This is a genomic window from Desulfobacterales bacterium (genome assembly GCA_029211065.1).
GTDB lineage: Bacteria > Desulfobacterota > Desulfobacteria > Desulfobacterales > JARGFK01 > JARGFK01.
Map to the genome: position 1 here is coordinate 1 of JARGFK010000009.1, position 25505 is coordinate 25505.

General features: G+C 53.3%; 26 protein-coding genes. 14 read left to right on the plus strand and 12 right to left on the minus strand.

Annotation, left to right across the window (positions count from 1 at the left end; genetic code table 11):
• The 6 genes from P1P89_03440 to P1P89_03465 all read right to left on the minus strand — a co-directional run.
• Nucleotides 1–647: hypothetical protein (locus P1P89_03440; GenBank protein MDF1590547.1), on the minus strand; the 647-nt coding region annotated here is incomplete at its 3' end.
• A 230-nt stretch (nucleotides 648–877) separates the two neighbouring features.
• Nucleotides 878–2209 (minus strand): M48 family metalloprotease, encoded by a 1332-nt coding sequence (locus tag P1P89_03445; GenBank protein MDF1590548.1) that lies wholly within the window; start codon nucleotides 2207–2209, stop codon nucleotides 878–880.
• Nucleotides 2210–2272: 63 nt separating this feature from the next.
• A complete protein-coding gene (locus P1P89_03450) occupies nucleotides 2273–2512 on the minus strand; it encodes an ORF6N domain-containing protein (protein ID MDF1590549.1) in 240 nt (79 codons plus the stop codon).
• A gap of 27 nt (nucleotides 2513–2539) precedes the next feature.
• Nucleotides 2540–3256: an orotidine-5'-phosphate decarboxylase gene (pyrF, locus tag P1P89_03455; GenBank protein MDF1590550.1), complete on the minus strand. Its 717-nt coding sequence runs from the start codon at nucleotides 3254–3256 to the stop codon at nucleotides 2540–2542.
• A gap of 85 nt (nucleotides 3257–3341) precedes the next feature.
• A complete protein-coding gene (gene rfbB / locus P1P89_03460) occupies nucleotides 3342–4397 on the minus strand; it encodes a dTDP-glucose 4,6-dehydratase (protein ID MDF1590551.1) in 1056 nt (351 codons plus the stop codon).
• A 229-nt stretch (nucleotides 4398–4626) separates the two neighbouring features.
• Nucleotides 4627–5559: a diacylglycerol kinase family lipid kinase gene (locus P1P89_03465; protein MDF1590552.1), complete on the minus strand. Its 933-nt coding sequence runs from the start codon at nucleotides 5557–5559 to the stop codon at nucleotides 4627–4629.
• A 343-nt stretch (nucleotides 5560–5902) separates the two neighbouring features.
• On the opposite strand from P1P89_03465, the gene selA reads away from it, so the two are divergent.
• The 4 genes from selA to P1P89_03485 are packed head-to-tail and all read left to right on the plus strand — an operon-like array spanning nucleotide 5903 to nucleotide 10232.
• Complete coding sequence (gene selA / locus P1P89_03470; GenBank protein MDF1590553.1) at nucleotides 5903–7330, plus strand: L-seryl-tRNA(Sec) selenium transferase; 1428 nt, start codon at nucleotides 5903–5905, stop codon at nucleotides 7328–7330.
• Nucleotides 7327–8664 (plus strand): tetratricopeptide repeat protein, encoded by a 1338-nt coding sequence (locus P1P89_03475; GenBank protein MDF1590554.1) that lies wholly within the window; start codon nucleotides 7327–7329, stop codon nucleotides 8662–8664. The genes selA and P1P89_03475 overlap by 4 nt, the downstream gene beginning before the upstream one ends.
• Before the next feature lie 40 nt (nucleotides 8665–8704).
• Nucleotides 8705–9280 (plus strand): D-sedoheptulose 7-phosphate isomerase, encoded by a 576-nt coding sequence (locus P1P89_03480; protein MDF1590555.1) that lies wholly within the window; start codon nucleotides 8705–8707, stop codon nucleotides 9278–9280.
• A 1-nt stretch (nucleotide 9281) separates the two neighbouring features.
• Nucleotides 9282–10232, plus strand: a complete 951-nt coding sequence (locus tag P1P89_03485; GenBank protein ID MDF1590556.1) for a deoxyhypusine synthase family protein — start codon at nucleotides 9282–9284, stop codon at nucleotides 10230–10232.
• A 363-nt stretch (nucleotides 10233–10595) separates the two neighbouring features.
• On the opposite strand, the gene P1P89_03490 is transcribed toward P1P89_03485, so the two are convergent.
• From P1P89_03490 to P1P89_03505, 4 genes are all read right to left on the minus strand, one after another.
• Nucleotides 10596–11807, minus strand: coding sequence for an MFS transporter (locus tag P1P89_03490; protein ID MDF1590557.1), 1212 nt, complete (start codon nucleotides 11805–11807; stop codon nucleotides 10596–10598).
• A 1-nt stretch (nucleotide 11808) separates the two neighbouring features.
• Nucleotides 11809–12504 (minus strand): isochorismatase family protein, encoded by a 696-nt coding sequence (locus P1P89_03495; GenBank protein ID MDF1590558.1) that lies wholly within the window; start codon nucleotides 12502–12504, stop codon nucleotides 11809–11811.
• An 80-nt stretch (nucleotides 12505–12584) separates the two neighbouring features.
• Complete coding sequence (locus tag P1P89_03500) at nucleotides 12585–12740, minus strand: hypothetical protein (protein ID MDF1590559.1); 156 nt, start codon at nucleotides 12738–12740, stop codon at nucleotides 12585–12587.
• A 14-nt stretch (nucleotides 12741–12754) separates the two neighbouring features.
• Nucleotides 12755–14152, minus strand: a complete 1398-nt coding sequence (locus P1P89_03505; GenBank protein ID MDF1590560.1) for a UbiD family decarboxylase — start codon at nucleotides 14150–14152, stop codon at nucleotides 12755–12757.
• 365 nt (nucleotides 14153–14517) lie between these two features.
• Between P1P89_03505 and P1P89_03510 the strand changes: the two genes are divergently transcribed.
• The 5 genes from P1P89_03510 (at nucleotide 14518) to P1P89_03530 (ending at nucleotide 17970) form a co-directional block, all read left to right on the plus strand.
• The gene (locus P1P89_03510; protein MDF1590561.1) at nucleotides 14518–14748 is read left to right on the plus strand and encodes a zinc ribbon domain-containing protein; all 231 of its coding nucleotides are present in this window, start codon (nucleotides 14518–14520) and stop codon (nucleotides 14746–14748) included.
• On the plus strand, nucleotides 14748–15695 hold the full coding sequence (gene hemC / locus P1P89_03515; protein MDF1590562.1) for a hydroxymethylbilane synthase: 948 nt from the start codon (nucleotides 14748–14750) through the stop codon (nucleotides 15693–15695). The genes P1P89_03510 and hemC overlap by 1 nt, the downstream gene beginning before the upstream one ends.
• A complete protein-coding gene (gene cobA / locus P1P89_03520) occupies nucleotides 15670–17199 on the plus strand; it encodes a uroporphyrinogen-III C-methyltransferase (GenBank protein MDF1590563.1) in 1530 nt (509 codons plus the stop codon). Before hemC ends, cobA begins: the two co-directional genes overlap by 26 nt.
• A gap of 181 nt (nucleotides 17200–17380) precedes the next feature.
• Complete coding sequence (locus P1P89_03525; GenBank protein ID MDF1590564.1) at nucleotides 17381–17617, plus strand: DUF433 domain-containing protein; 237 nt, start codon at nucleotides 17381–17383, stop codon at nucleotides 17615–17617.
• A 29-nt stretch (nucleotides 17618–17646) separates the two neighbouring features.
• Nucleotides 17647–17970 (plus strand): DUF5615 family PIN-like protein, encoded by a 324-nt coding sequence (locus P1P89_03530; GenBank protein MDF1590565.1) that lies wholly within the window; start codon nucleotides 17647–17649, stop codon nucleotides 17968–17970.
• 300 nt (nucleotides 17971–18270) lie between these two features.
• On the opposite strand, the gene map is transcribed toward P1P89_03530, so the two are convergent.
• The gene (gene map, locus P1P89_03535; protein ID MDF1590566.1) at nucleotides 18271–19164 is read right to left on the minus strand and encodes a type I methionyl aminopeptidase; all 894 of its coding nucleotides are present in this window, start codon (nucleotides 19162–19164) and stop codon (nucleotides 18271–18273) included.
• A gap of 205 nt (nucleotides 19165–19369) precedes the next feature.
• On the opposite strand from map, the gene P1P89_03540 reads away from it, so the two are divergent.
• From P1P89_03540 to P1P89_03560, 5 genes are all read left to right on the plus strand, one after another.
• On the plus strand, nucleotides 19370–20518 hold the full coding sequence (locus tag P1P89_03540) for an acyl-CoA dehydrogenase (protein ID MDF1590567.1): 1149 nt from the start codon (nucleotides 19370–19372) through the stop codon (nucleotides 20516–20518).
• 5 nt (nucleotides 20519–20523) lie between these two features.
• On the plus strand, nucleotides 20524–21345 hold the full coding sequence (locus P1P89_03545) for an electron transfer flavoprotein subunit beta/FixA family protein (protein MDF1590568.1): 822 nt from the start codon (nucleotides 20524–20526) through the stop codon (nucleotides 21343–21345).
• Nucleotides 21342–22343 (plus strand): electron transfer flavoprotein subunit alpha/FixB family protein, encoded by a 1002-nt coding sequence (locus tag P1P89_03550; GenBank protein ID MDF1590569.1) that lies wholly within the window; start codon nucleotides 21342–21344, stop codon nucleotides 22341–22343. Before P1P89_03545 ends, P1P89_03550 begins: the two co-directional genes overlap by 4 nt.
• A 12-nt stretch (nucleotides 22344–22355) precedes the next feature.
• Complete coding sequence (locus P1P89_03555; GenBank protein MDF1590570.1) at nucleotides 22356–23180, plus strand: mechanosensitive ion channel; 825 nt, start codon at nucleotides 22356–22358, stop codon at nucleotides 23178–23180.
• A 165-nt stretch (nucleotides 23181–23345) separates the two neighbouring features.
• A complete protein-coding gene (locus tag P1P89_03560) occupies nucleotides 23346–24215 on the plus strand; it encodes a radical SAM protein (protein ID MDF1590571.1) in 870 nt (289 codons plus the stop codon).
• A gap of 9 nt (nucleotides 24216–24224) precedes the next feature.
• Here P1P89_03560 and P1P89_03565 read toward each other — a convergent pair whose 3' ends face one another.
• Nucleotides 24225–25376 carry a transglycosylase SLT domain-containing protein gene (locus P1P89_03565; GenBank protein MDF1590572.1) on the minus strand — a complete coding sequence of 384 codons (1152 nt, stop codon included), beginning with the start codon at nucleotides 25374–25376 and terminating at the stop codon, nucleotides 24225–24227.
• Between the last annotated feature and the right edge of the window lie 129 nt (nucleotides 25377–25505).

Genomic DNA, 25505 nt, shown 5'->3' on the forward strand with positions numbered 1-25505 from the left:
ACCGTCCCGCAATGCGCCCATACCAGCCTAAGCTTCTTGTTGTAGTCCAGTAAGTTTTCCAGGGATCTGATCGCATCAGCCTCGGGCTCCATGTGGACAGTCATCACGACATTGTATTGTACGACGATATCGCTTAATTTCTTAATGAAGGGAGAATCAGCCGGCACATTAATAGCAGGTTCATCCTTTGAAGGGATTCCGTAGTACCGCAGCATCACTTCACCAACCCCCTTGAAAATACCGGTGCTGAGTTGTCTCTCGGCAAAGGAAAGCACCCGCTCATCTTGCCTATGCCAACCAGGATACATGCTGCTCACAAACGGCAGAATTCTCTGCGGAGCTTGTTTGTATATCTCAGTGGTTAGCGCATCGTTCCGTCCCCTGGCCATCAAAACCATGTGACTGATGCCTGCCATATCCATCAAAGAAATCACTCTATCCGCTTTCAGACCAGGAACCGTATGACCGTGCGCATCAACCCTTGCAAATTTAACGCCTTGCAAGGCATTGGGGTGGGCCGGAGCTGTTGGTAATGTCTTGTTGGTTGCTACGCAGGAGGTTAAGCTGCCAAAACCGAGAGTCATTCCGGTTTTTACGCAATAGCTTAAAAATTTTCGACGATTCATAAAGCCGCCATTTTTATCCATTTCATAATTGATATTTCCTTTTGACCGTTAAGTGCTCAAGTGGAATTGATAAGTAGAGCTTTACTTAAACAGCGCCTGAGGCCCGAGCACTCCTTGCCATAAACCGCCACACTACTTTTCATCTGAATAATTTCGGACTACATTAGACAAACCTCGAATCTGAATTTTCTCACTCACCGCTCGGTTTACTGACCGGTATCTGAGCATACAGCACTTAGTCCATATCGTTACTACTTGATGTAACCCCACTCCTTCAGCCGCTGATACGCATATTGCGCCAGTTTCCCCTGCCGGACCTGGTTCAGATATCGGATGTAGGCCTTCGCAGCCGGATCGATTTTCTGCATGCCTTCCAGGGAAAGACCCTTGAAGAACACCGTGTTGGGATTTCCCGGAAGAAGCCGCTCGTAGGTAGAAAAATCCTCATGGGCGGCTTCGTATTTTTTTGTGCGGATCTTGGCAATGCCGCTGATATGACAGCCTTGGGCCTCATCGGGATAGACCTGCCTGGCCCTGTCCGCATAGCGCTCCGCCTCGCCGTCTTTCTTCTGGACCAGCTGGCACTTGGCCATCAGCAGCAAGCCTGTGTAATCGTCAGGAACCTGGACAAGGGCCTGCTTGAACAGTTCTTCGGCCTGACTGTAAGCTTCCCTGCCCATGGCCGCTTCACCCTCCTGCATCGTTTTAAGGGCGGCTTTGATTTTTCTAAGATCGGCGGTAGCGTCCATGTATCGCTCTCGAAACAATGGCTGGCCGCTGTACTGCCGGTAATCGTCGGTGGCCTGGCTCACCGATGTCTGGTAGCGTTCAGCGCTCATGGGATGGGTGGCAAAGAGAAGATCCGTGGCACCGGACTTGTGCCGGCTCATGCTGTTGAGCATCTCCATGAGGCCCACCATGCCCTGGGGACCGTAGCCGGACCTGGCCATGTATTCCATGCCCAGGCTGTCTGCCTGGCGTTCGTTGTCCCGGCTGTATGAGGCCAGCAGGGCGCCCGAGCCCAGCTGACCGAGCTGCCCGGCAATCTTGCCGGCGCCTGATCCCAGGGCCGCACCGGTCAGGATGGAAAGTCCGCCTGCGGCCATGCCGGCCAGCGCGGCCTTTGACATGATTTCCGCGGTATGCCTGGCATTGACGTGGCCCAGTTCATGCCCCAGCAGGGCCGCCAGCTCCGCCTCATTATCAAGCTCCAGCAGGATTCCCCGGGTGCAGGCGATGCTGCCGCCGGGAAACGCGTAAGCGTTTACATAATTGGCGTTGACGCAGTGAAAGTTGTAAGGCATATGGCTGCGGTGGGTGTTGGCGGCAATCCGCTTGCCGGTGGCCTGGATGTAGTCCTGCAAGCCTCGGTCCCGGACGGTCCCGTAATCCGAAGAAAGCTGGTGCGGCGACTGCTGCCGGTCGACCGCTATCTCCTGCTGTTCATCCACGATCATGAACTGGGATTTTCCCGTGACCGGGTTGACGGCACACCCCGCGGTCAGCCCGGCAGCGGCCATGCCGGTCATAATCAGAAATTCACGGCGGCTCAGTCCGTTGATCACTCTTCTGGAAACACGCATATGTCCACTATCGATTAAGATCCAAAATTCGATGAGTTTCAAGTAATTGCCCGATGACTTCGATTAACGAAGCACACGCAAACTTGAGGTCACAATTTGTGACCTCAAGTTTGCGAACTCATCCCTCCCAAGTTCAAACATAAAATCTTCAGGAAAACGATCAATATTTCTCTTGACAGCCTGCTTTAACACCTTGGTTTCAACTCCATAACGTTCTGACAGATCCCTATCCAGCATGATCTTTTGGCCGCGTATGAGATATATTTTACTTGTAATCCGCGCAACCGGAACTTCCGTACTCATGACAAGAGCTGCTCCTCATTTTAAAAATCATATGACTTCATCAATCTCTTCCGCAATCCGCCGAGCGGCTTCCCGCGGGTCGTCTGCGTTGCGAATGGGACGACCGATAACCAGGTAATCGGCGCCGTCCTTGACGGCCTGGGCCGGAGTGGTGATTCGTTTCTGATCATCTTTGCCTGCGTCCCAGAGTGGCCTGATCCCCGGGGTGACGGCAACAAAATCCTTGCCGAATTTCGCTTTCACGGATTTTACTTCAAGGCCGGAGCAGACGATTCCGGTGCAGCCGGCGGCCTTGGCCATTGACGCCCGTTTCATGACAAGGGCGGACAGATCGCCGGCATACTCCGGGCTGAAACCGGCCGCCTGGATGTCTTTAGCGGAAACGCTGGTCAGAACCGTAACGCCGAGAACACCGACGCTCCGGCCTGCGGCATCAACCGCCGCCTGCAGCATTGCCGGCGACTCGCCGCAGTGAACCGTTGCAAACTGAACGCCCAGGTCTGCAATGACCTTCATGGCGCCCGCAACCGTTGCCGGAATGTCGTGAAGTTTCAAATCCAAAAAAATTCCCGCAGGACCGCACGCTTGAATCAGTTTTACGATTTCAGGCCCGGAACGGACAAACAGCTCCAATCCGACTTTAAACATGCCCACATCATCCGCCAGCAGTTCAACGTACTTCCGAGCTTCAGCCGCTGTGGGAACGTCCAGGGGGAAAATAATATAGTCTTTTGAGGGTTTCATGCACATCCTTTTATGTTGGCTTGCAAAGGGTTGTGGCAATTCTCAATTCTCAATTGCCAATTGCCAGTTGTCAGCCTATCCCCCTTCAGCCTTGCCGGTAATGATCTTCCATCCACTCCCGGTAAGCGCCGCTTTTCACCCGCTCAACCCAGTCCCGTTTTTCCATGTACCAGGCAATTGTTTTGCGGATGCCGGTCTTAAACGACTCGATCGGCTCCCAGCCCAATTCCCGCTGCAGTCTTGAAAAATCGATGGCATATCGCAAATCATGACCGGGCCGGTCTTTGACAAACTGAATCAGGTCCCGGTGCGGGCGCTTGTCCGGCAGCGGTTCCATATCGTCCAAGAGATCACATATCATCCTGACGACATCGATGTTGCGCATCTCGCCGCGGCCGCCGATATTGTAGGTTTTTCCCGGCTCGCCCCTTTTCATGACTTCCCACACCGCCCGGCAGTGGTCCTCGACATACAGCCAGTCCCTGATGTTGCGGCCGTCGCCATAGATTGGCAGGGCGCTGCCTTCTATACCATTGAGGATGATCAGCGGAATGAGTTTTTCCGGAAACTGATAGGGGCCGTAATTGTTGGAGCAGTTCGACAGGGTTACGGGCAGGCCGTATGTTTTAAAGTAGGCCCGCACCAGATGATCGGAGGCCGCTTTGGAGGCGGAATAGGGACTGCTGGGGTCATAGGGGGTGTCTTCCCTGAAATAACCGTCAGCCCCCAGGGACCCGTAGACTTCATCCGTGCTGATATGATGAAAACGGATCAGCCGGCCTTGATGCCCCCGGGCGGCTTCCAGCAGATTAAAGGTGCCGACGATGTTGGTCTGGACAAACGCATCCGGTGCTGCAATCGACCGGTCCACATGCGATTCTGCGGCAAAATGGCAAACCGAGTCGATTTCAAATTCACTGAAAATCTTTGCCAGAGCAGCGGCATCGCAAATATCGACTTTTTGAAAATAATACCGGTCGGAAAACGTTTGTTCAATATCTGCCAGGTTTTCCGGATTGCCCGCATAGGTCAGCTTGTCGGCATTGACGATGCGGCCTGAAAAGTCGGATTCCACTAACAGATATCGGATAAAATTTGCCCCGATAAAACCGGCGCCGCCTGTAACCAGCATATTTTTCATAAGATCCCTTAAAGGCGTTTATGGTAAATGCTGTTTAGACAATTCTGTTTAAATTGAAAACGCCTTGCGTGACGATAGGATGCTTGGATGCTATGACGTCAAGGCGTTGCCCTTTAAGCTTCCCGGCTTCCCAGCCTCCCAGCTTTATCGCTTATTTTCACTTCCCCTGAACCGTTCGACTGAGCTCGCCGCAAGCCCTGGATCTCTTGAACCATCGAATCCTTTTCTTTTACCTCTCGGGCGTGATCAGGTTCAGCGCACGGGGCAACAGGTCTATGACAACCGGCAGGGTCCCGGGCTGCTCGCCGTCAATATCCAGCAAGACCCGCTGGGACGACGACGCCTCTATTTTTCTGCCGGTAACGGAAAATACATTCTTCACCTGCAAAATCCGGCCGTTATACAGCCGTGGCAGATTGAGCAGCACTTCCGGCACGCTCAGATCGCCGATGACGGTGACATGAAACAACCCGTCATCAACAGACGCATCCGGCGCAACCCACATCCCGCCGCCGTGGTACTGACCGTTGGAAACGGCCACATTCCATACGATGCAGGTCTGTCTAAAATGATCATCAATTTTCAGATAGACCTTTTTTTTGCCGTACTGAAATATGGATACCAAGGTTGCCCATATAAAGGATACAAAGGGGCCAAACGGTTTGGCGGTCCGGTTGACCCGCTGGTCGACCTCTCCGCCCAGGCCGAAACTGCTGATGTTATGAAAATAGCGGCAGCGGGTATTGCCGTCATGGTCTTTATAATGAAGTCTGCCGACATCGACGGCGCACACGTTGTTTGCAGCGATCACCCCCACAGCCTGTTTGATATTGCCCGGTATCTGAACCGTTTTGATAAAATCACACCCGGTCCCGTTGGGAATAAAGCCCAGTCGGACGCCGGAACGAACGCTTTCTGCGTGGGCCATGTAGCCGTTGAGCACCTCGTTGAGGGTCCCGTCCCCACCGACGCAGACCACCTGATCCGCCCCTGAAGCGATGGCCTCTTTGGCAAAACAGCCGGCATCCCCGGGACCGGTGGTAATGTAATACTCAAATGGAGCCAGGCTGCTTTTGGCCAGCACGCGGATATGCGGCCAGTTCAAACCGGTGGAGCCGTTGCCGGCATTGGGATTGACGATAAACACACGCTTTGGTGTCACGGCCACACTCCTGGTTGACAGTCGTTATCCCCGAGCCGCACTGCTTGCCGGAGGCGCTAATTTCGTAAGCTTTTCGCTGTTCAAAAATGCGGTTGCTGCCGACGCACTCTTTATGTCTGTGGTGAATCATTAAAAAATACGTTATGATATTTACGAAACAGAGGACTTAATTCATCATATAGACCAAAATCGGCATCCGATAAAGCATTTTTTCAATTCCCCTGCTAGCGTTAAAAAAAATATTGAAATAATTAGCTTTAAATTGTATTAGTTTCAAATAAAGGATTTTTCGGAAGTCTTTACCCGGTGATCGGAACCCACTATTTTTACCCCGGAATGATTTATGGCAAAAACTGACACAATGCATTCCCGCCTGCGGATGCTTCCCGGCGTCGACCACCTTCTTGAAATTTCCAAAGAAGACCCATTCTTTCAGACCCTTCCGAAATCTGTTCTGGTCCGCGCCATCCGCACCGTCATTGAAATGCTTCGGGCGGAAATTCTTTCCGGCAAAGCCGATGACCCTGAAAAAGCCCTCAGCGAACCTTCGATCCTGGCAACCGTCAAGACCGCCGCCCGTGCGCTCATGGCCCCGAAGCTGGCCCCTGTCATTAATGCAACCGGAGTGGTGATCCATACCAATCTGGGCCGTTCCGTCCTCTGTGATAAAGCCCTTGAGCAGCTGACAGACATCGCCGGCGGATACTCCAATCTGGAGTTTGATCTTAAAACCGGAAAACGGGGCTCGCGCTATTCCAGCGTGGAAGACATTCTCTGCGAACTCTCCGGCGCGGAAGCCGCCCTGGTTGTCAACAACAATGCCGGCGCTGTCTTCCTGGCGCTGGACACCATTGCCAAGGATAAACAGGTCCTGATATCCAGAGGAGAACTCGTTGAAATCGGCGGATCATTCCGCATTCCGGATGTCATGGCCAAAAGCGGTGCGATCCTGAAAGAAGTGGGCACCACCAACCGGACCCATCCCGAAGACTATGAAGGTTCCATTGGAAGCCATACCGGCCTGCTGCTGAAGGTCCATAAAAGCAACTACAGCGTCGAGGGGTTTACCGCGGAAGTTTCGCTGAAAGAGCTGGTGGCGCTCGGGCAAAAGTATCAGATTGCGGTGATGGAAGATCTCGGCAGCGGGACCTTTATTGATTTCTCCCGCTACGGACTGATAAAGGAACCCACCGTTCAGGACTCCGTCAGAACCGGTGCGGACGTGGTCACGTTCAGCGGCGACAAGCTTCTGGGGGGACCCCAGGCCGGCATTATTGTCGGCCGCAAAGAAATGCTGGACCGCATCAAAAAAACCCCCCTCGCCCGGGCCCTGCGGATCGACAAGCTGACGCTGGCGGCGCTGGAGGCGACCCTGTCGTTATACCGGGATGAACCCCGGGCAATGGCATCCATCCCGACCCTGCGGATGATGACGCTGCCCATCGATGTGATCCGGAAAAAAGCCAATAAACTCCGAAGACGGCTCATGGCGCTGAAATCTCCGGACCTGCAGGTTAAGTCCCTGCAGCTGGATTCCCGGGTCGGGGGCGGTGCGCTGCCGCTTCTGAAACTTCCCAGTTTCTGTTTGGGCGTCACGGTGCAGGGGATGCCCGCCAACGGCATCGACGACTACTTGCGGCAGTCTAAACCCGCCGTCATCGGCCGGATTGAAGATGATTTTTTTATCATGGACCTGCGCACCGTCCGGGACAGCGAGATTCCGGTCATTGCTGCCGCATTCAAAGGCCTACTGGAAAGGACGGCCCCATGACCAAGCAGCAGGAACTTATTCGCAGACGCGCTTCAACCCGGCAATTTTTACTATCCCGAACAGACCCCGAGGCCAAACCCAAACCGACCTTCAAGGCTGCCGCCGTCACTCCGGATCCTTTACTGGAAGCCTACCCCCAGGCTCTCAGCAACCGCAAATTTCTGAACCATGCCATGGCCGAACTCTATATGTGCCAAAAGTTCAGCGCCCTGGTCATGCGCATCGATAATTTTCGCAGCAATCCGTCCGAAACCCGGCTGACGACGGACTGTCTGTTGGCCGCGGCTGAAATCATCGACACCTTTTGTAAAACCGCAAACGGGTTGTGGGGCCGCTTAAAGTCAGATGAACTTGGGTGCTTCTTTCCGGAAAAAACCGCTCTGTTTTCTTTGAAGACAGCCAAGAAAATCCGCAAAGCACTTACCGCTCACTGCCGGGAAACCGTTTCCATCGGAATCGCGGCTTACCCGACCATCACCTTTTCCAAGCGCCAGGTGCTTGAAAACGCCTACAAGGCCCTTGACCATGCCGCTTTTTTCGGCCCCGGCAGCTGCGTCTCCTTTGATGCCGTCAGCTTGAACATCAGCGGCGATAAGCGTTACCATGAAGGCGACATCCCCGGCGCCATTGAAGAATTTAAGCTGGCCCTGCTGCTGGACCCGGCCAATGTAAATGTCCACAACAGTCTGGGCGTTTGTTACGGCCTCCAGGGATCTTTTGAAAAAGCCCTGGAAACATTTTCAACCGCCATTCAGCTGGATGCCGGCGAAGCCATGTCCGTCTATAACGCCGGTCTGGTCCACATGCTGTCCGGCCAACAGGAAAAGGCGCTGACGCGCTTTCTCGAAGCGCTGAACATTTCAAAAGACGTGTTTGAAATCCTGTTTCAAACCGGCCGGCTATACCTGGAGATGGGCGACTTTGAAAACGCCCGGCGCTATCTTGAAAAAGCAGCCGACCGCCATCCGACCGCCGGATCGGTTTATCGTTACCTCGGCGACTGTTATGTGGCCGGCGCCATGCCCGCCAAGGCGGCCGACGCCTACCGCAAGGCCATCAAACTGAATCCCAATGACGCAGCTGCGCTTTCCGCCCTGGGAGACCTGTTTGGGGTGATGGGCGAAAATGCGGAGATTGCCATCATGTTCTGCCGGCAAAGCATCGAAATCTCCCCCGACAACGGCCTCTTCCGCCACCGTTTGGGAACGCTTTATCTAGATCAAAATATGCTGGAACCGGCCTTAAATGAATTTAAAAAGGCCGTAAAGCTCGGCCATGATTCCACTCAATTCATAGACAAGATCCGGGACCGCTTGATGGCAAAGGCCTCTTAATGGTTACAGCATGATTAGAAGAAAAGGACACGCCTGATTTATGAAAGACATCATTCTGGAGGCGCTCTCAGACAGCATCCGGGTCAAGGAAGCGTTCATCACCGGCCATCTCGACCGGATCATTCAGGCTGCTGAAATGGTGGCGACCGCCATCGTTTCAGGCCATAAACTGCTTGTTTTTGGAAACGGCGGCAGCGCCGCCGACGCTCAGCATATCGCTGCGGAATTCATCAACCGCTTCCGGATCGAACGGCAGCCGCTGGCCGCCCTGGCCCTGACAACGGACACATCCATCATCACCAGCATCGCCAACGACTACCATTTTGACGAAATATTTGAAAAGCAGCTCCGGGCCCTGGGGAAAAAGGGGGACATCGCCTTAGGGATCAGCACCAGCGGCAATTCCCGCAATGTCATCCGGGCTGCTGCCGCCGCAAAAGAAATCGGACTCCTGACCGTCGGCCTGACCGGACCGGGCGGCAAATTGTCCGAGATGGTCGACTTAAATTTTGCGGTTGAATCCCGGATAACCGCCCGAATTCAGGAAGCCCACATTATGCTGGGGCATCTACTGTGCGAACTGGTGGACCGGATTCTTTTTCTGGAAAAATTTTAGCATGAAAAAGCCCATCAAACCCATCGACCTGAATCACATCAAAACGCGCCCGCTTTCGGACCGTAAGAGCCTGGTTAAGGTCAATGACGCTGCCAGGCCCTGGCAAAAAGGGTCGTCATTTACAAATTTTCTCGATTCCCTGCCGAACATCCTGGCCGGCGACCATGTTCGCAAGGTGATTGCGGCAATGGCCGCCGCCGCTGAAAATGAGAAGGTCGTCATCCTGGGAATGGGGGCCCACGTCATAAAGGTCGGGCTTAATCCGGTGGTGGTGAATTTGATGGAACGCGGCATTGTGTCGGCCGTTGCCATGAACGGCGCCGGAATTATCCATGACTTTGAGCTGGCCCTGACGGGCCAGACATCCGAAGACGTGTCTGCCTCTTTGCAGGACGGCGCTTTCGGCATGGCCGATGAAACCGGCGTTTTCTTATGCGAGGCCATTCAATATGCCGGCCAGCAGCAGATCGGAATCGGTGAAGCTGTGGGCAGGTCCATCATCGGCAACAAACTCCCCTTTAGCGATAAAAGCATCCTGGCCGCCGGCGCCCGTTTGGGCATTCCGGTTACCGTGCATGTCGCCATCGGAACCGACATTATCCACATGCACCCGCAATTTGACCCGGCCGCCGCCGGGGAAGCCTCCCACCGGGATTTTCGCACCTTTGCCGGCTTGGTGGCCGATCTCGAGGGCGGCGTTTACCTGAATGTCGGCTCGGCTGTCATCTTACCGGAAATTTTTCTCAAAGCCGTCAGCCTGGCCCGCAACCTGGGACACCGCTTGGACAGCTTTACCACCGTCAACATGGACTTTATCGCTCACTATCGCCCCCTGACCAATGTGGTCAAACGGCCCACCGCCGGGGGAGGCCAGGGATTTAACCTCATCGGGCACCACGAAATCCTGCTGCCCCTTATCGCCGCCGGTGTGATCGAAAAATTGGAAAGATAATCGCGCCTATTACAACTATTCTTAAGTATCGTAATGTATTATTTTTAATTTCACCACCCATTCGCTGCACTCATTCGAGACACGGAGATTACGGAGGAACTTTTATTTTTGCCCATCGGGAGACCCCGGTTAAACTGTAAGGTTTAACTGGGCAGGCGGCGACGGGCAAAAAATCATCTCCTTAATTATCGCTGCATAAGCTGATAACGTACATAGGGTGTATATTTTGTCTGAACCGGTATCTCCCGTTCAGACAAATGGATTCATTTCTCCGTGTCCTCCGTGCCTCCGTGGTGAATCATCTGAATAATATTAGAAGCTATTTAATTTGCCGCCCTCTGGACTCCGGCCCTCGCCCCTCAGCTAATCATGTTCTTCCTTTTTTCTCCGCCGCGGCAGGGACTCCTTGGCCGCAAACATCAGCAAGAAGGCCGCCAGCAGATGCAGCGGTGCAAAAAACAGAAAGGAGATGGCGGCGCCATAGAGGTTCGCGATGACGCCCCCCAGGAGCGGACCGGTGAATGCACCGACTTCCCCGATGGTCCGACGCATGGCCTGCAATTGGGCCCGGGTGCGGTAAGGGACGATGTCGTAGGTATAGGTCGTCATGGAGCCGAGCGCCATGCCGTTGGCGATTCCCAGCATGGCCGCCAGGACCATCAGCCCCGACGGTCCGGTTACCAGCGGATAGGCCGCAAAAGCGATCCCGGAGAGCAGGGCCGGCGGAACGGTCGCCCATTTGCGGCCGAACTTGTCCGAAATCACCCCCGCCGGAACGATCATGCCGAATGTGATGGCGCCGATGACAAAAAAGATAAAACCGACATGGGTCGCGCTGTAGCCCAGTTCATCGACCACATAGATGGGGAGCATGCTGCTGAGCACTTCGGAGCGCAGCATGGCGCCGAAGGTGGCAAGGATTAAAACAAGATAGGTTCCACGAAAATAACGCTCGATTTGATCGAGCCGGGCAAAATTAAAAACCTCCCGACGGGAAACGGCCGCGCGCTCATGGGTCTCCTGGACCGTTGCTGAAATAGCCAGAACCACCGCCGCCATGGCGGCAAATATTAAAAACAGGCTCCGAAACCCCCAGGTGTCCAGAATAATGCCGCCGATGGCCGGCCCCAGCGCCGTTCCCGAGGCATGGATGCCGAACAGGGCGCTCATCTGGCGGCCGCGCTGGTCCACCTTTACCAGGTCGATGGCCGCCAGTTCCCGACCAAGCCGCCACAGGGTCAGGCCCACGCCCCAGCAGCACTGGGAAAGCAGAATGATCCAGAAGGACGGTGCAAAGGCTGTCGCCACCGTGCTGATAACAGCGATAGCGGCCCCAATCATCATACCCATGCGAAAACCGGTCCGGTCCAGCAGCATGCCCGAAGGGATCATCGATACGGCCCGCCCCAGCACCTGGGCGGTCACCACCTGGGCCGCCAGCCCCATGGAAACCCCGAATGTCCGACCCAAGAGAGGCACCGCCGGAACGATCATCCCGATCCCCAGGGCCATGATCAAGGACGGAAGGTATATTTGGAAAACAGCCTGCCGGGCTTGTCTGGAGAGTATCTGCATGTCAGTTCAGAATGGTTTCACTCAGATGTGCCTTGACTTCCTGAAGGTGCATGACATCGGCATATTTATGATGCAGATCAAACAGGTTGACCTTATGGGAAAGTAGGCTGCGGTCAAAACAGCATTCTTCCACCACAACCGCATGAAAGCCGTATGAATAGGCATCCACCACGCTGGCCCGCACACATCCGCTGGTGCTTTCACCGCAGACGATAACGCTGTCCACTCCGAGCCGGGTCAGATAGGCAATCAATGGTGTGCCGAAAAAGGCGCTGGCACGCTCTTTCCGGATAATGAGATCCTGCGGCCGTGGACTGAATTCCGCCTTGATTTCATATGCCCGGGGACTAAGTTTGCGGGCCTTTCGATGGGTGGCATGCACAGCTGTGTTTTGAGTTTTTTTGCGGATGTCATTGGTGGTGTAGATGACCGGGATGTTTTTAGAACGGACCAGGGCCAGCAGGTCCTGAATGGGCTGGATGGCATCCCAGGCGAAACTGCCGCATGAACTTGGATGGGTCTTTACGGCCTCATGAACCGGCAGCGGACCGCCCTCAAATACCAGATTGTATAAATCGATGGCCAGCAAGATCGGTTTAGAACCGATATAGGTCTTTCTTTTGTAGGCGCTGTAGATATCCAGAATCTCCGGATCGACAATATCTTTCCAGCAGTGGTCTTCAAATGCATCGGTCATGTTTCTTCCTCGATACGAGGCCGTTGAAAAATACCCCTTCTGCCGATTGAGACGGAACATGATTTTGACAGATGCCTATATCAGTCGCTGTCGATCACGTCCCTGGCCTCTTTGTCCAGGAACCTTTCGCTGCAAAAGGGGCACATGAGCTTGCGCGGCTGGAACCGGAAATCATCCTTGGCGGCATAGAATTTTCGGTCGCATTTAGGGCACACCACCCAGAAAATTTTAGCCATAATCGTCCCCTTTCTCAGCCTATAAAATCTTTGAGGTCGATCCGGTCCATCACGTCGGCCGGAATATTGATCCTTTCGGAAAACGGCCGGTTGACCGGCCGGGTCGCGTCAATGATCATTTTGCCGCCCACGGCATGTTTGACCGCGGAAGGATCCAGGGCCCCGCCCCGTGCGTTCTTGATGATATTGATATCCAGGTCCGGCTGCACCCGGGTCGCCATGGCCCACAGCACGTCGCGTTCATTAAAGGGATCGACGTCATCATCCACCACGATCACGTGTTTGAGTTCGTCATGATGGGGAAAAGCCGCCATACCGGCAACGATTCCTTCGCCGTCAACCCGCTGATGCAGTGAAATATAGGCATGGAAGCGGCAGCAGCCTGAAATCGGAAAATGAACCGCTTTGACGCCCGGCACCGCCCGTTTGATCTCCTCGTATATGCCGGCCTCCTTGGGAATGCCGCCTAAAATAGCCGTATCCGCATGCCCCACTAAAATGTTCAGGTAGATGGGGTCCCTGCGGTGGGTGACGGCCGTTATTTTAACCGACGGCGACCAGCGCTGGGGGCCATAGTAACCGGTAAATTCACCGAACGGCCCTTCTGCATCCCGCTGGTTGGGCAGTATTTCACCCTCGACAATGACTTCCGCATCGGCCGGCACCAGCAGCCGTTCTCCGTAAGTTTCTGAAGGGACCAGCCGCAGCGGTTCGCCGATGACGCCGCCGATGGTCTCATACTCATCGACCTCCATGGAACTGATGGCCTCGGAACCCAGATAAAATCCGGGATGATGACCCGGCACGTGGGCGATCGGCAGGGGCTTGCCTTGTTCCTGGGCGCGCATGTAATAATTCCATAAATGCCGCGGCGACATCCAGATGCGCGACTCCGTTTTGCCGGCCACGATCATGCGATGGTGGGATGAATTGTAATTTTTGCCGGTATCGGGGTCCGCCGCAACCACCGCATCCGGAAGATAGGGATAGCCGTCCATCTCATGATGCGTCACCACCGGCAGGTCCCTGAGGTCGACATCAGCGCCTGTAATGACCACTTCCTTAACCGGCGCAGCACTCTTGTCGATCACCACCGGCTTTTGCGGCTGCAGGCATCTTTCGGCAAATTTGAAACTGGTCTCCATGCGCCACTGTTCCCGGTCCAGGCCCAGCGCAACGGCGCAATACTGGCGCATGGCAAAAATGTTGGTGGCGACTTTGAAACCGCTTTTCCGGCCTTTTACATTTTTCACATTTTCAAAAATCAGAAATGGAAAACGGCCTTCATTCTCAAGTTTTTGCTGGATGGCCGTTATCTCGAATTTGGGATCGACTTCATTTTTAACCACAATGACTTCATCGGGCATTTCCTTCTGAAGCTTTTTAATAAAAGATCTCAGATCCGCAGCCATACCTTGCCCTCCCTTTTTCAAAGAAATACTTACGCGTCAAACCCATTGAAATTTCGTTAAAATACGGCTTGCTGACTATAAAAAAGCAGATGGAAGGTGTCAAGCCCAAAGAAATTATTGAAAATCACCGCCTATTTAACTGGAAAATCCTTTTCGGCCTTACGTTTCCGTTGAACCGAGCGCCCATATCCTTTTCGGGAATACGCCGCCGGCAAATTGATTTGTTTTGGTGGAATATAGTTCCGATGAACGCTTGACTTCAAACCAAAAACATAAGAGTATGGCCATTGATTTTATGAATAGTATACCTATTTTTAATTCAACCCATAAAGGTTAAAAATAGTTTTGAACAGGGGGAATATTGAATGCCGATCTATGAGTTTCGTTGTAAAAAATGCAACCGGGAGTTTGAATATCTGGTTTTTGGCAGCGACAAACCTGTCTGCCCGTGCTGTAAGAGCAAGAACGTCGGAAAACTGATGTCTGCATGCGGGTTTGTCAGTAAGGGCGGCAGCGGGGAAACCATGCGCTCATCCGCATCCGCATCCTCCTGTGGCGGCTGTTCGGCCGGCAGTTGTGCGGGATGCGGGCACTGATGCCGGCAACCGTTAAAATAGGAACCAGGGGCAGCCAACTCGCACTCTGGCAGGCCCACTGGGTGCGGTCCGCCATCCAGAGGATGAATCCTTCCCTTTTGATTGAAATTGTTACGATCAAAACCAAGGGGGATAAAATTCTGGACACGCCGCTTGCCTTGGTAGGCGGCAAGGGGCTTTTTGTAAAAGAAATTGAAGAAGCGCTCAGCGACGGGCGCATCGATCTCGCGGTTCACAGTTTAAAGGACATGCCGGCAGACATCCCGGCGGGGTTATGCATCGGCCCGATTCCAAAGCGGGAGAGCCCCCAGGACGCTCTGATATCCAAATCCGGCCTGCCGCTGGCACAGTTGCGAAACGGCGCCCGCATCGGGACCAGCAGCCTCCGGCGCGCCGCCCAGTTGCTCCACCGGAGACCGGATATTATCATCCTGCCGTTAAGGGGCAACCTCGACACCCGTATCCGCAAGCTTGAAACTGAAGATATCGACGCCATTGTCCTGGCGGCTGCCGGCCTCAGGCGACTCAACCTTGAGAATAAAATAACCGAATACCTGGATGACGCGGTAATGCTCCCCGCCGTCGGCCAGGGCGCTTTGTGCATTGAACTCAGAAAAGACGACGCCCGCACCGCCGCGGCTGTTGCAGGCCTCAACCACCCGGCAACCCAAACGGTCGTGAGGGGGGAACGGGCTTTTTTAAATCGCCTGGAAGGCGGCTGCCAGGTCCCCATTGCCGCCCATGGCGCCATAAAAAACAACGACTTTACCCTCCAGGGTCTGGTTGCCAATCTGGATGGGACCACTATTATCCGGGATAGATTATCAGGCCCCGCAGCAGAATCTGAAAAAATCGGCACTACCCTGGCCGAACGCCTGCTGTCCATGGGCGCCAAAAAAATATTGGATGAACTGAAAGCGAATGAACAAGCACCAACCCAAAGGTAAAGTTTACCTCGTCGGCGCCGGTCCGGGTCACCCGGATTTAATTACCCTACGGGGCAAGGATTGTATTCAAAGGGCGGATGTTATCATCTACGATTATCTTGCATCGCCCGCCCTGCTCAAGCATGCCTCTGAAAAAGCCGAATTGATCTATGTCGGCAAGAAAGAGGGGCACCACACTTTGCCACAGCCGGAAATCAATGATCTGATCATCAGCAAGGCCCGGCAGGGACTTACCGTAGTCCGTCTGAAAGGCGGCGATCCCTTTATTTTCGGCCGCGGCGGTGAGGAAGCGGAAGCCCTCGTCAAGGAGAACATCCCTTTTGAAGTGGTTCCGGGAGTGACCTCCGCCATTGCGGCGCCGGCTTATGCCGGCATCCCCCTTACCCACCGGGATTTCACATCCACCCTGGCCTTTGTCACCGGGCATGAGAAAACGGCTAAGAGAAAATCGAACATCAATTGGAAAGCGCTTGCCAAGGGCATCGGCACCATCGTCTTTTTCATGGGGGTAAAAAATCTGCCGAATATCACTCAAAAGCTGATGGCGCATGGCATGCCCGCCGACACCCCGGTGGGATTGATCCGCTGGGGCACCACACCCCAACAGATGACGGTTACCGGCACCCTGGCCACCATCGTTGAACGGGTCAAAGCCGCCGGCCTGAAAGCCCCGGCGATTACAGTCGTCGGCCGGGTGGTACAGTTGCGGGAAACATTGAAGTGGGTTGAAACCCGACCCCTGCTGGGGAAAAAAATCGTGGTCACCCGCGCCCGCGAGCAGGCCAGCGACCTGGTAAAAGAGCTCTCTGAACTGGGCGCGGACTGCCTGGAATACCCCACCATCAAAGTCGCCGCGCCCGATGACCGGGCCCTTTTGGACAGCGCCATCGAAAATCTTTCCGCTTACGACTGGCTGGTCTTTACCAGTGTGAACGCAGTGGATTTTTTCTTCAAACGCCTGTTTGAAAAAAACAAGGATGTGCGCGCCCTCGGCCGCCTGCAGACCGCAACCATCGGCCCTGCAACGGAGGGGCGGCTATTTAGTTTCGGCATCAAAAGCGACATCGTTCCCCAGGACTACCGGGCCGAATCCGTGGTGGCCGCTTTTGCCGCTATCGACGTCAAAAACAAAAAGATGCTGCTGCCCCGCGCCAAAGAAGCCAGGCCGGTCCTGCCCGCTGAACTGGAAAAGATGGGGGCTGTTGTGGACGACATCCCGGTCTATTGCACCCTTGCGGTCAGCGACAATGCCGAAAGACTCATCCAACTGCTTGAGGATAAGGAAGTCGACCTGATTACGTTTACCAGTTCCTCAACGGCCAAAAATTTCAAGTCGCTCTTACCGCAGGAAAAGTTTAAATCGCTTTTAAAGGATGTCGCCGTCGCCAGCATCGGGCCGATAACTTCCGAAACCGCTCAAAAGCTGGGATTCAAAGTTCACATTACCGCCGAAGACTACACCATCCCCGGACTGTGCCAGGCCATTCAGGAATATTTCACTTAAGCTGATAAAATATAGCTCTCCTCCTCCCTCCTGACGATAACAGGGTATCCAGTCGTAGACGAATAAAAAAGTTGCCTAAATATGCATTAATGGACTATATTACAGCTCAAAAAGATTATTTTTATGGTTGCAGAATCATGCGCCGATCTAATGAGCAAAAAAAACATATAGGAGTATTATTATGATTGAAGGTATTTCAGTCGATCCTAAAACTTGTCACGGGCAAGCCTGCATCAAGGGCACAAGGATTCCTGTTTATCAGATTATCCGAATGCTGGCCAACGGTGATAAAATGGAAGAACTCCTTAAAGAGTATCCTTCCCTTAAGGTTGAAGACATCTACGCTTGCCTGGATTACGCAGCATCGCTTGCTGAAGAACAGATTACCCCTATTGAAATGTTTGAAAATGCCTTATGAGGATTTTTGCGGACGAAAACATCCCGCTAATGACGATAAATGAGCTGCGTCAGAAGGGGCATGAGGTTATTGATATTCGTGGCACTGACGATCAGGGTTTAGATGATGAAGCGCTATGGCAAAGAGTTCAAATGCAAAAGTGCGTCTTGATTACGACTGACAAAGGCTTTTCAATTCATAGGGATGAAGCTCACCACGGAATTTTGATAATACGTCTTAAGCAACCTACCCTGTTAAAAATCCACCAGCGTGTCATGCAGGCAATCTCAAGATATTCGGAAAAAGACTGGTCGAGTCTGATGGTTGTTATGCGGGATACTGTTCAAAGCAGCTGGAAGCCTCGCAACACATGATGCTTATTCCCGCCGAAGTTAGCAATCTCTAATCCGCAAATCCTTATTCTAATCTTGCTTCATCTGACTTGACGCCCTTTTTCCCCCGGTAATCCAGCAGACAAAAAATCCGGACAGAAGCACGCATGTCAGAACCAGCAACCCCAGCGGTTTGCGTGACAGGGCATAAGATATGGAGCTGTAAAGCATAAAAACACAACTCACACAAAAGATGCCTGTAGTGAAGGGATGGCCGGTGACCTTATTCTAAAAAATCAAAGCACTATTTTTTTAATGCTTTTTTTTGGGGGGGGTGAAAGATTATAAATCAAACGGGGTGAGGCTTTCAAATCCGTCCGGGGTCACGTGGAGGGTCTGCTCGAACTGGGCCGAGAGCGATCCGTCCTTTGTCACCGCCGTCCATTTGTCGGCTAAAATAATCAGTTCTTTTTTGCCCAGATTGATCATGGGCTCGATGGTAAACACCATGCCGGGCACCAGGACGATGCCCGTGCCCTTTTCGCCGTAATGAAGGACCTGGGGCGGTTCATGAAAGTCAAAACCGATCCCATGCCCCACAAACTCTCTGACCACGGAACAGCCCCGGCTTTCGGCATGCTGCTGAATGGCCCAGCCGACATCGCCCAGGGTGCTGCCCGGCTTGACTTGGGACATGCCGATTTTTAGGCAATCCCGGGCTACTTCGACGATTTTCAGTGCATCCGGACCGGGCGTGCCCACAATATAAGTTTTGCTGGCGTCGGCATAGTATCCGCCCATGATCGGCGTGACATCAACATTGATGATGTCCCCGGATTTTAAGCTATAGCCGCCCGGGATGCCGTGACAGATCACCTCATTGACCGAAGTGCAGACACTCTTTGGAAAGCCCTTATAGTTCAGCGGGGCTGGTATGGCGCCGTTTTTAATGGTGATCTCATGCACCAGGGTGTTGATGTCCTCGGTGGTCAGGCCGGGCCTTAATTCGGCTTCCACCCGTTCCAGGGTCTCGACAACCAGTCTGCCGGCCTTTCGAATCGCTTCGATGTCGGCCGGCTCCTTCAGGCGAATTTGATACTTTTGTTCATAGGTTTCCTTGATATTATTTTCCTCAACCCCCGGTTTATTCAAACAGCATTTTTTATGTTTTAAGCCGCTCCCGCAGGGGCATGGATCGTTTCGGCCCACTTTTAATTTGCCAATGATGGATATCATTTTCAGTCCGTTCCTGTCAGCTGTCGGTTTTCAGCGCGTCAATTGTAAATTCCTGAATTTTACATAACAGAACCCCTTTAACAAATCAATTAACCCGGTGTAATTAAAAAGCGGGGTCCGGTCAGTCGTTTTTTTAAAATTGATTTTTAACGTTTTTTAAGTTAGTTGTAAAAGACAGGAACGACTACAAACCGGAGAGAAGCTTTTGGATTTCAATCCAACGATGAAACACAATGTGGTGCGCAAAACGGTCCGCAAGTTTGCCGAATCCGAGCTGGGACCCATCGCCCATGAAATCGACCGTGATGCGCGGTTTCCCCTTGAAGTCATCGAAAAGATGCAGCCGCTCAATTTTTTCGGGCTGCAGATTTCAAAAAAATATGGCGGCGCCGGGCTGGACACCACCAGTTATGCCATTACCATCGAGGAGATTTCGCGTGTATGTGCGGGAGTCGGACTCTGCGTAACGGTCCACAACAGTGTGGGCGCTTTTCCCATTGAACGCTTCGGCACCCCCCGGCAGAAAGAGCGTTTCCTGCCCCCTCTGGCCGGCGGTGAACACATCGGCGCCTTCTGCCTGACGGAAGCAAACGCCGGATCCGATGCCAGCGGTGTTGAAACCACGGCCGTCAAAGAAGGCGATGAATACGTGATCAACGGCACCAAAATCTTTGTCACAAACGGCGGAGTATGCGGAACCGCCCTGATTTTCGCCGTCACCGACCCGGAAAATCCGCGACGGGCCGCCAGCGTTTTCATTGTGGAAAAAGGGACACCCGGGTTTTCCGTGGGCGAAATTGAAGACCTCTGCGGCATGCGCTCCAACCCGGTCTCTTCCCTTTTTTTTGAGGACTGCCGGATCCCATCCGAAAATCATCTGGGCCGGGAGGGGGATGGATTAAAGATCGGCCTGACAGCCCTGGACACCGGCCGGATCGGAATCGCCGCCCAGGCCCTGGGCATTGCCCAGGCTGCTTTCGAGGCATCGGTCAAGTACTCCCAGGAACGGCAGCAGTTCAAAAAGCCGCTGTCTTCATTTCAAACCATTCAAAATTATCTGGCGGACATGGCCACAGAGATTGACGCCGCCCGGCTGCTGTTGTATCGGGCCTGCGCCCTTAAAGACGCAGCCAAGCCCTTTGGCGCCGAAGCCGCCATGGCCAAACTTTATTGCAGCACGACGGCGACGCGCATTACCAACCTGGCGGTTCAGATTCACGGCGGCTATGGATACAGCAAGGAATACGACGTGGAGCGTTATTTCAGGGACGCCAAGGTCACCGAAATTTATGAGGGCACCAGCGAAGTTCAGCGGATGGTCATTTCCCGCGCAGTGCTCAGCAAACTGACGTAAACGATATGATCAAACTGATTGTCTGCATCAAACAGGTCCCGATGGTATCGGAATTGCCGTGGGACGCGCACACCGGAACCCTGAAACGGGACATGGCTGAAGGGATGATGAATCCGGCCTGCAGCCATGCCCTGGAGGCGGCCCTGCAGATCAAGGAAAAACACGGCGGGCACATCACCGCTCTGACCATGGGCCCTCCCATGGCCGAAGAGGTTTTGCGGGAAGCCATTGCGCTGGGGGCTGACCGCGGCATCCTCCTGACCGATCCCCGCATGGCCGGCGCCGACACCTTTGCGACCTCCTATATTCTTGCCCGGGCCATCGAAAAAATGTGCCCCGGCTTCGATCTTATCTTTTGCGGCTGTCATACCAGCGACAGCGAAACCGCCCAGGTCGGCCCCCAACTCAGTGAAGAGCTGAATGTTCCCGGCGCCGCATATGTCGAAAAACTGGATTTAACCGACCGAATCCTGCGCATCCGGCGATTGTCCGACAATTTTTTAGAAACCCTTGAATTCGATTTGCCCGGACTCATCACCCTGACAACCCAGCATTACGAACCGCGCTATTTACCGCTGTCCGGCATGCAGCAGGCCTTTGAACACGGAGAAGTCGTTACCGTGCATGCGGCTGATCTCGGCCTCGACGCAAAATTTACGAGCCGGGAAAATTCCCCTACCCGGATTTTAGATGTTTTCTCACCGGTCGCACAAAACAAAAACATTGTCATAACAGGCGTCCCCAAAAAAATCGTCGAAAAACTATTTGAAAAATTTGAAGACAAAATCGGCGGCGCCATCGGGAAAGATCTTAAAAAAACAGTATGATGGACGCAAAACGCAACATATGGGTGTTCGGTGATTACCGCAATTATTTTCAAAACCGGGTCACCCTGCAGCTTTTATCCCGCGCTGTTGATCTCGCACCAAAGATTGATGCCAGTGTCGGAGCGGTGGTGCTCGGCAGCAACATTAATGAATATGTAAATGAATATATCGCCCACGGCGCCCAAAAAGTTTACTCGATCGAACACCCTGCCCTGGCCAATTACAGCATCGAGACATACACCACTTTAATTGAAAGGCTGGCACGAAAATACAGGCCCGATATTTTTCTGGTGGGGGCCACCTCTTTCGGCCGGGAGCTGGCGCCACGGTTGGCCAAACGGCTTAGAACCGGCCTGACGGCCGACTGCATCCGGCTGGATATCAATGCGGACGGCTTTCTGGAGCAGACCGCGCCTTCATTCGGCGGCAATCTACTGGCAAAAATCGTGACCCCCGTTAGCCGCCCCCAGATGGCAACCGTCCGCCCGGGTTCGTTTCAGGAAATACCTCACGACAGCACCCGCCAGGGAATGGTCATTTGCGAACCCATGCCCCCAAAACTTCCCAGAGAACGCATGCGTCTGATAGACTATGAACGCAAACCCCTGCGCGGCCAGAGAATCGAAGAAGCCAGCGTGGTGGTGTGTGGCGGCCGGGGGATGGGCAGCAAAAATAAATTCAAGAAACTGTTCGAGCTGGCGCAGCTGCTGGGAGGGGAAGTCGGCGCTACCCGGCCCGTTGTCTATTCCGGCTGGGCCGAACCCGACGCCCTGGTCGGCCAGGCCGGCAAACAAATTAAACCGCAGGTTCTTTTTTCTTTCGGCATCAGCGGCGCCATTCAGCATACCGCCGGCTTCAACAACGCCGGCCTGGTCATCGCCGTCAACAAAAACCCCAATGCGACCATGATGAAAATAGCCGATGTCGCCATCGTGGCGGACGCCAATCAGTTCTGTTCCATTCTGATCAAGGAACTGAAAAAAAGAATCCGCAGCTAAGGAATAACCGCTATGGAAAATATGCTCCAAACAATCTGGAAGGTGCTGGCCGCCTATGGGCTGAAGGTCTTTGCCGCCCTGGTGATCTTGATCCTGGGTCGTTGGCTGGCCCAATTTATCAAAAGCGTCATCAAAAAAGTAATGCTGAAAAGGGGGGTTGAACCGACCCTGATTTCCTTTACGGCGGATCTGGCTTATTTTACGCTGCTGGTATTTGTCGTGATCGCCGCCCTCGGCCAGCTCGGCATTCAAACCACCTCTTTTATCGCGGTGATCGGGGCGGCCGGTCTGGCCATTGGTCTCGCCCTGCAGGGATCTCTGGCAAACTTTGCTTCCGGCTTTCTGATGATTCTGTTTCGCCCCTTCAAGGTCGGCGATTATATCGAAGGCGCCGGCGGCGGCGGAACCGTTGAAAAAATGAAAATTTTCTCCACCCAGCTGTTGACCCCGGACAATAAAACCATCATCATCCCCAACTCCAAGTTGACCTCTGACAATATCATCAACTATTCCACCACGGGTACCCGGCGGATCGACCTGGTGTTTGGCATCGGCTACCAGGACGATATCGACAAGGCCAAAAAAATAATAGCGGATGTCTTGGCGGCAGACGAACGGATTCTGAAGGATCCGCCACCCAAAATTGCCTTGTTGGAGCTGGCGGACAGCAGCGTCAATTTTGCGGTTCGTCCCTGGGTTAAGTCGCAGGATTATTGGAATGTCCGTTTTGACCTTGTCGAAACCATCAAAAAGCAGTTTGATAAAAACAGCATTACCATTCCGTTTCCCCAGAGAGATGTGCATGTCTACAAGCAGAGCCTTGACTCCGGCGAATAAATCCCCATATTGTCGGTGTGATTCAGTACATATTTTTATAAATACGCGGATTTGTTTCGGTAAAATGGATTATAGACTTTAACGGACTATCTTAAAGAAATCCCCTGTTCCCCCCTTTGAAAAAGGGGGTGCAGGGGGGATTTAAATAAGGAATTTTTTTGATTTATGCATTACGAAGGTAATATCATTCGGCCTCCCAGCGAGGCCAACAGTATTCTGCTGCAGGTGACCGTCGGCTGCTCCCGCAACAAGTGCACCTTTTGCGGCACTTACCAGGGGGAACGCTTTCGCATCAAGCCGGATGAGGTTGTTACGGCGGACATCGCCTTTGCCGCCCAGCATTGCCGGCGCCAGCGGCGGGTTTTTCTCTGTGACGGCGACGCCCTGATTATCCCCCAGAAAAGACTGCTGGATATTCTGGCCGGGATCGAAAAAGAGCTCCCCTGGGTCACCCGGGTGGGGGCTTATGCCAATGTCAAAAGCCTTAAGATGAAGACCATAGAAGAGTTAAAGGCGTTAAAAGCAAGCGGGCTCGGCATCGTCTATCTGGGCATGGAGACCGGAGATGACGTAACCCTCAAAAATATCAATAAGGGCACAACCGCCGCAGAGATGATCCCGATGGGGCGAAAGGCCATGGAAGCCGGACTTAAACTCTCTATTACCGTTTTATTGGGAATTGCCGGACGGGAACGCTCCCACATCCACGCCCGGGAAACCGGCCGGGTCCTGTCCGAAATCGATCCGGACTATGTCGGCGCCTTGAGCCTGATGCTGATTCCCGGTACGCCCCTCTACGCAGATCATGAGGCCGGCAAGTTTCCCCTGTTGACACCGGACGAACTGCTGGAAGAACTCAAGGTCATGATCGCCCGTACAAACCTTTCAAAGGGTCTTTTCCACGCCAACCATGCATCCAACTACCTGCCCATCAAGGCCAGGATGCCCCGGGATAAAGAATCCACCTTAAAGCTCATCGATGAAGCCCTGGCCGGCCGGGTCTCCCTCAAGCCGGAATGGCTGCGGGCGCTGTAACGGAAGTGTTTATCCGGATATCCCTTCGTCTTCCCCGGTTTCAGTTTCATCAATTTTTGTTTCTTCTGAGTAAATAATAAGACGCTGCCCCGGATAAATCGGACGTTTCAGATCGATACGATTCCAAATAATGAGGGCTGCCAGCGGTACATCAAATTTATCCGCAATGGAAGAAAGATTGTCTCCCCTGCTGACAACATATACCTTATCCTTCCGTGCCGTAATGTATTTGGCCACCAGCTCCGCATACCGGTTCTGAAACCCTTCGGAAGCGCCTTTGGGAATCAGGATTTTATGGGTCCCTTCTCCCAGGTAGTGCCCCCGTATCTCCGGGTTCAGGTCTTTAATGGCCTTAAAATGGGTATTTGCGGACTGGGCGACAATACGAATGGGCGTTTCCTGCCGGCAGTCCACCTGAACCTGATCGTATGAAAGCGGGGGATAATAGTCATCGTCGTTCAGCCTAAAGCCGTACTTCTCCGGGTTCAACAATATCAGTTTGACCGAAAGGATACGAAAAACATACCGCTGGGTTTCAAGGGGAAGGTAAAGCTGGTAATAGTTATTCGTATCCTGCTCCAGTATTTCGGCCATGAGGCCCTCTTCTCCCATGTTATATGCGGCAGCAGCCAGTTCCCATGAGCCGAACTTCAGGTAAAGTTCATTTAAATAGCGAATGGCCGCCGCAGTCGAAGAGAATAGGTTTCGCCGTTCATCCACATACGCATCGATTCTCAGGCCGTAATTGCGACCGGTATCGGCCATAAATTGCCAGAAACCCATGGCGCCTTTGCTGGAACCTGCATGCGGGCGCAAGGCGCTCTCTGCGAATGCAATGTATTTGATATCATCCGGCAGGCCGTTTTCTTTCAATATCTGTTCAATATGGGGCAGATAACGCCGGGATCGTTTCAGCCAGAGAATCACCTGTGGGCGATCCCACAGGGTCAACAGCAATTCCTTTTCAAAGCGTTCCCGGACTTCATCATTTTCGACCGGGACTTTTCCGCCGCAAAACTCGAGCGCCGGATCCAGCCTCAGCGACGAAACCAGCGAAGGAATATCAGACAATTCATTGGAAACGGCATCGCCGGCAAATAAACCCGGCGCCGATAGCGCAAACACCAGTAAAACAAACCGAACCATAACAGTCGCTTTCATGATTTCACCTGAATTGAGCTTATTCCAAAGCTCTCAATCATATATAGTTTTTGTCACTATAACCCCAAAAATGGATCTGGCTTAACCCTGGGGGGAACAACTCCCTGATGCAGCAAAAAAACAATGTTT

Excerpts from the sequence above, each read along its gene's own strand:
- map (MDF1590566.1), bottom strand. The coding sequence starts at position 19,164 with ATGATATCCATCATTGGCAAATTAAAAGTGGGCCGAAACGATCCATGC.
- selA (MDF1590553.1), top strand. The coding sequence starts at position 5,903 with ATGGCAAAAACTGACACAATGCATTCCCGCCTGCGGATGCTTCCCGGC.
- P1P89_03505 (MDF1590560.1), bottom strand. The coding sequence starts at position 14,152 with ATGGCTGCGGATCTGAGATCTTTTATTAAAAAGCTTCAGAAGGAAATG.
- rfbB (MDF1590551.1), bottom strand. The coding sequence starts at position 4,397 with ATGAAAAATATGCTGGTTACAGGCGGCGCCGGTTTTATCGGGGCAAAT.
- P1P89_03490 (MDF1590557.1), bottom strand. The coding sequence starts at position 11,807 with ATGCAGATACTCTCCAGACAAGCCCGGCAGGCTGTTTTCCAAATATAC.
- P1P89_03545 (MDF1590568.1), top strand. The coding sequence starts at position 20,524 with ATGATCAAACTGATTGTCTGCATCAAACAGGTCCCGATGGTATCGGAA.
- P1P89_03525 (MDF1590564.1), top strand. The coding sequence starts at position 17,381 with ATGATTGAAGGTATTTCAGTCGATCCTAAAACTTGTCACGGGCAAGCC.
- P1P89_03530 (MDF1590565.1), top strand. The coding sequence starts at position 17,647 with ATGACGATAAATGAGCTGCGTCAGAAGGGGCATGAGGTTATTGATATT.
- P1P89_03445 (MDF1590548.1), bottom strand. The coding sequence starts at position 2,209 with ATGCGTGTTTCCAGAAGAGTGATCAACGGACTGAGCCGCCGTGAATTT.
- P1P89_03495 (MDF1590558.1), bottom strand. The coding sequence starts at position 12,504 with ATGACCGATGCATTTGAAGACCACTGCTGGAAAGATATTGTCGATCCG.
- hemC (MDF1590562.1), top strand. The coding sequence starts at position 14,748 with ATGCCGGCAACCGTTAAAATAGGAACCAGGGGCAGCCAACTCGCACTC.
- P1P89_03485 (MDF1590556.1), top strand. The coding sequence starts at position 9,282 with ATGAAAAAGCCCATCAAACCCATCGACCTGAATCACATCAAAACGCGC.
- P1P89_03555 (MDF1590570.1), top strand. The coding sequence starts at position 22,356 with ATGGAAAATATGCTCCAAACAATCTGGAAGGTGCTGGCCGCCTATGGG.
- cobA (MDF1590563.1), top strand. The coding sequence starts at position 15,670 with ATGAACAAGCACCAACCCAAAGGTAAAGTTTACCTCGTCGGCGCCGGT.
- P1P89_03560 (MDF1590571.1), top strand. The coding sequence starts at position 23,346 with ATGCATTACGAAGGTAATATCATTCGGCCTCCCAGCGAGGCCAACAGT.
- P1P89_03450 (MDF1590549.1), bottom strand. The coding sequence starts at position 2,512 with ATGAGTACGGAAGTTCCGGTTGCGCGGATTACAAGTAAAATATATCTC.
- P1P89_03550 (MDF1590569.1), top strand. The coding sequence starts at position 21,342 with ATGATGGACGCAAAACGCAACATATGGGTGTTCGGTGATTACCGCAAT.
- P1P89_03565 (MDF1590572.1), bottom strand. The coding sequence starts at position 25,376 with ATGAAAGCGACTGTTATGGTTCGGTTTGTTTTACTGGTGTTTGCGCTA.
- P1P89_03475 (MDF1590554.1), top strand. The coding sequence starts at position 7,327 with ATGACCAAGCAGCAGGAACTTATTCGCAGACGCGCTTCAACCCGGCAA.
- P1P89_03480 (MDF1590555.1), top strand. The coding sequence starts at position 8,705 with ATGAAAGACATCATTCTGGAGGCGCTCTCAGACAGCATCCGGGTCAAG.
- P1P89_03500 (MDF1590559.1), bottom strand. The coding sequence starts at position 12,740 with ATGGCTAAAATTTTCTGGGTGGTGTGCCCTAAATGCGACCGAAAATTC.
- pyrF (MDF1590550.1), bottom strand. The coding sequence starts at position 3,256 with ATGAAACCCTCAAAAGACTATATTATTTTCCCCCTGGACGTTCCCACA.
- P1P89_03510 (MDF1590561.1), top strand. The coding sequence starts at position 14,518 with ATGCCGATCTATGAGTTTCGTTGTAAAAAATGCAACCGGGAGTTTGAA.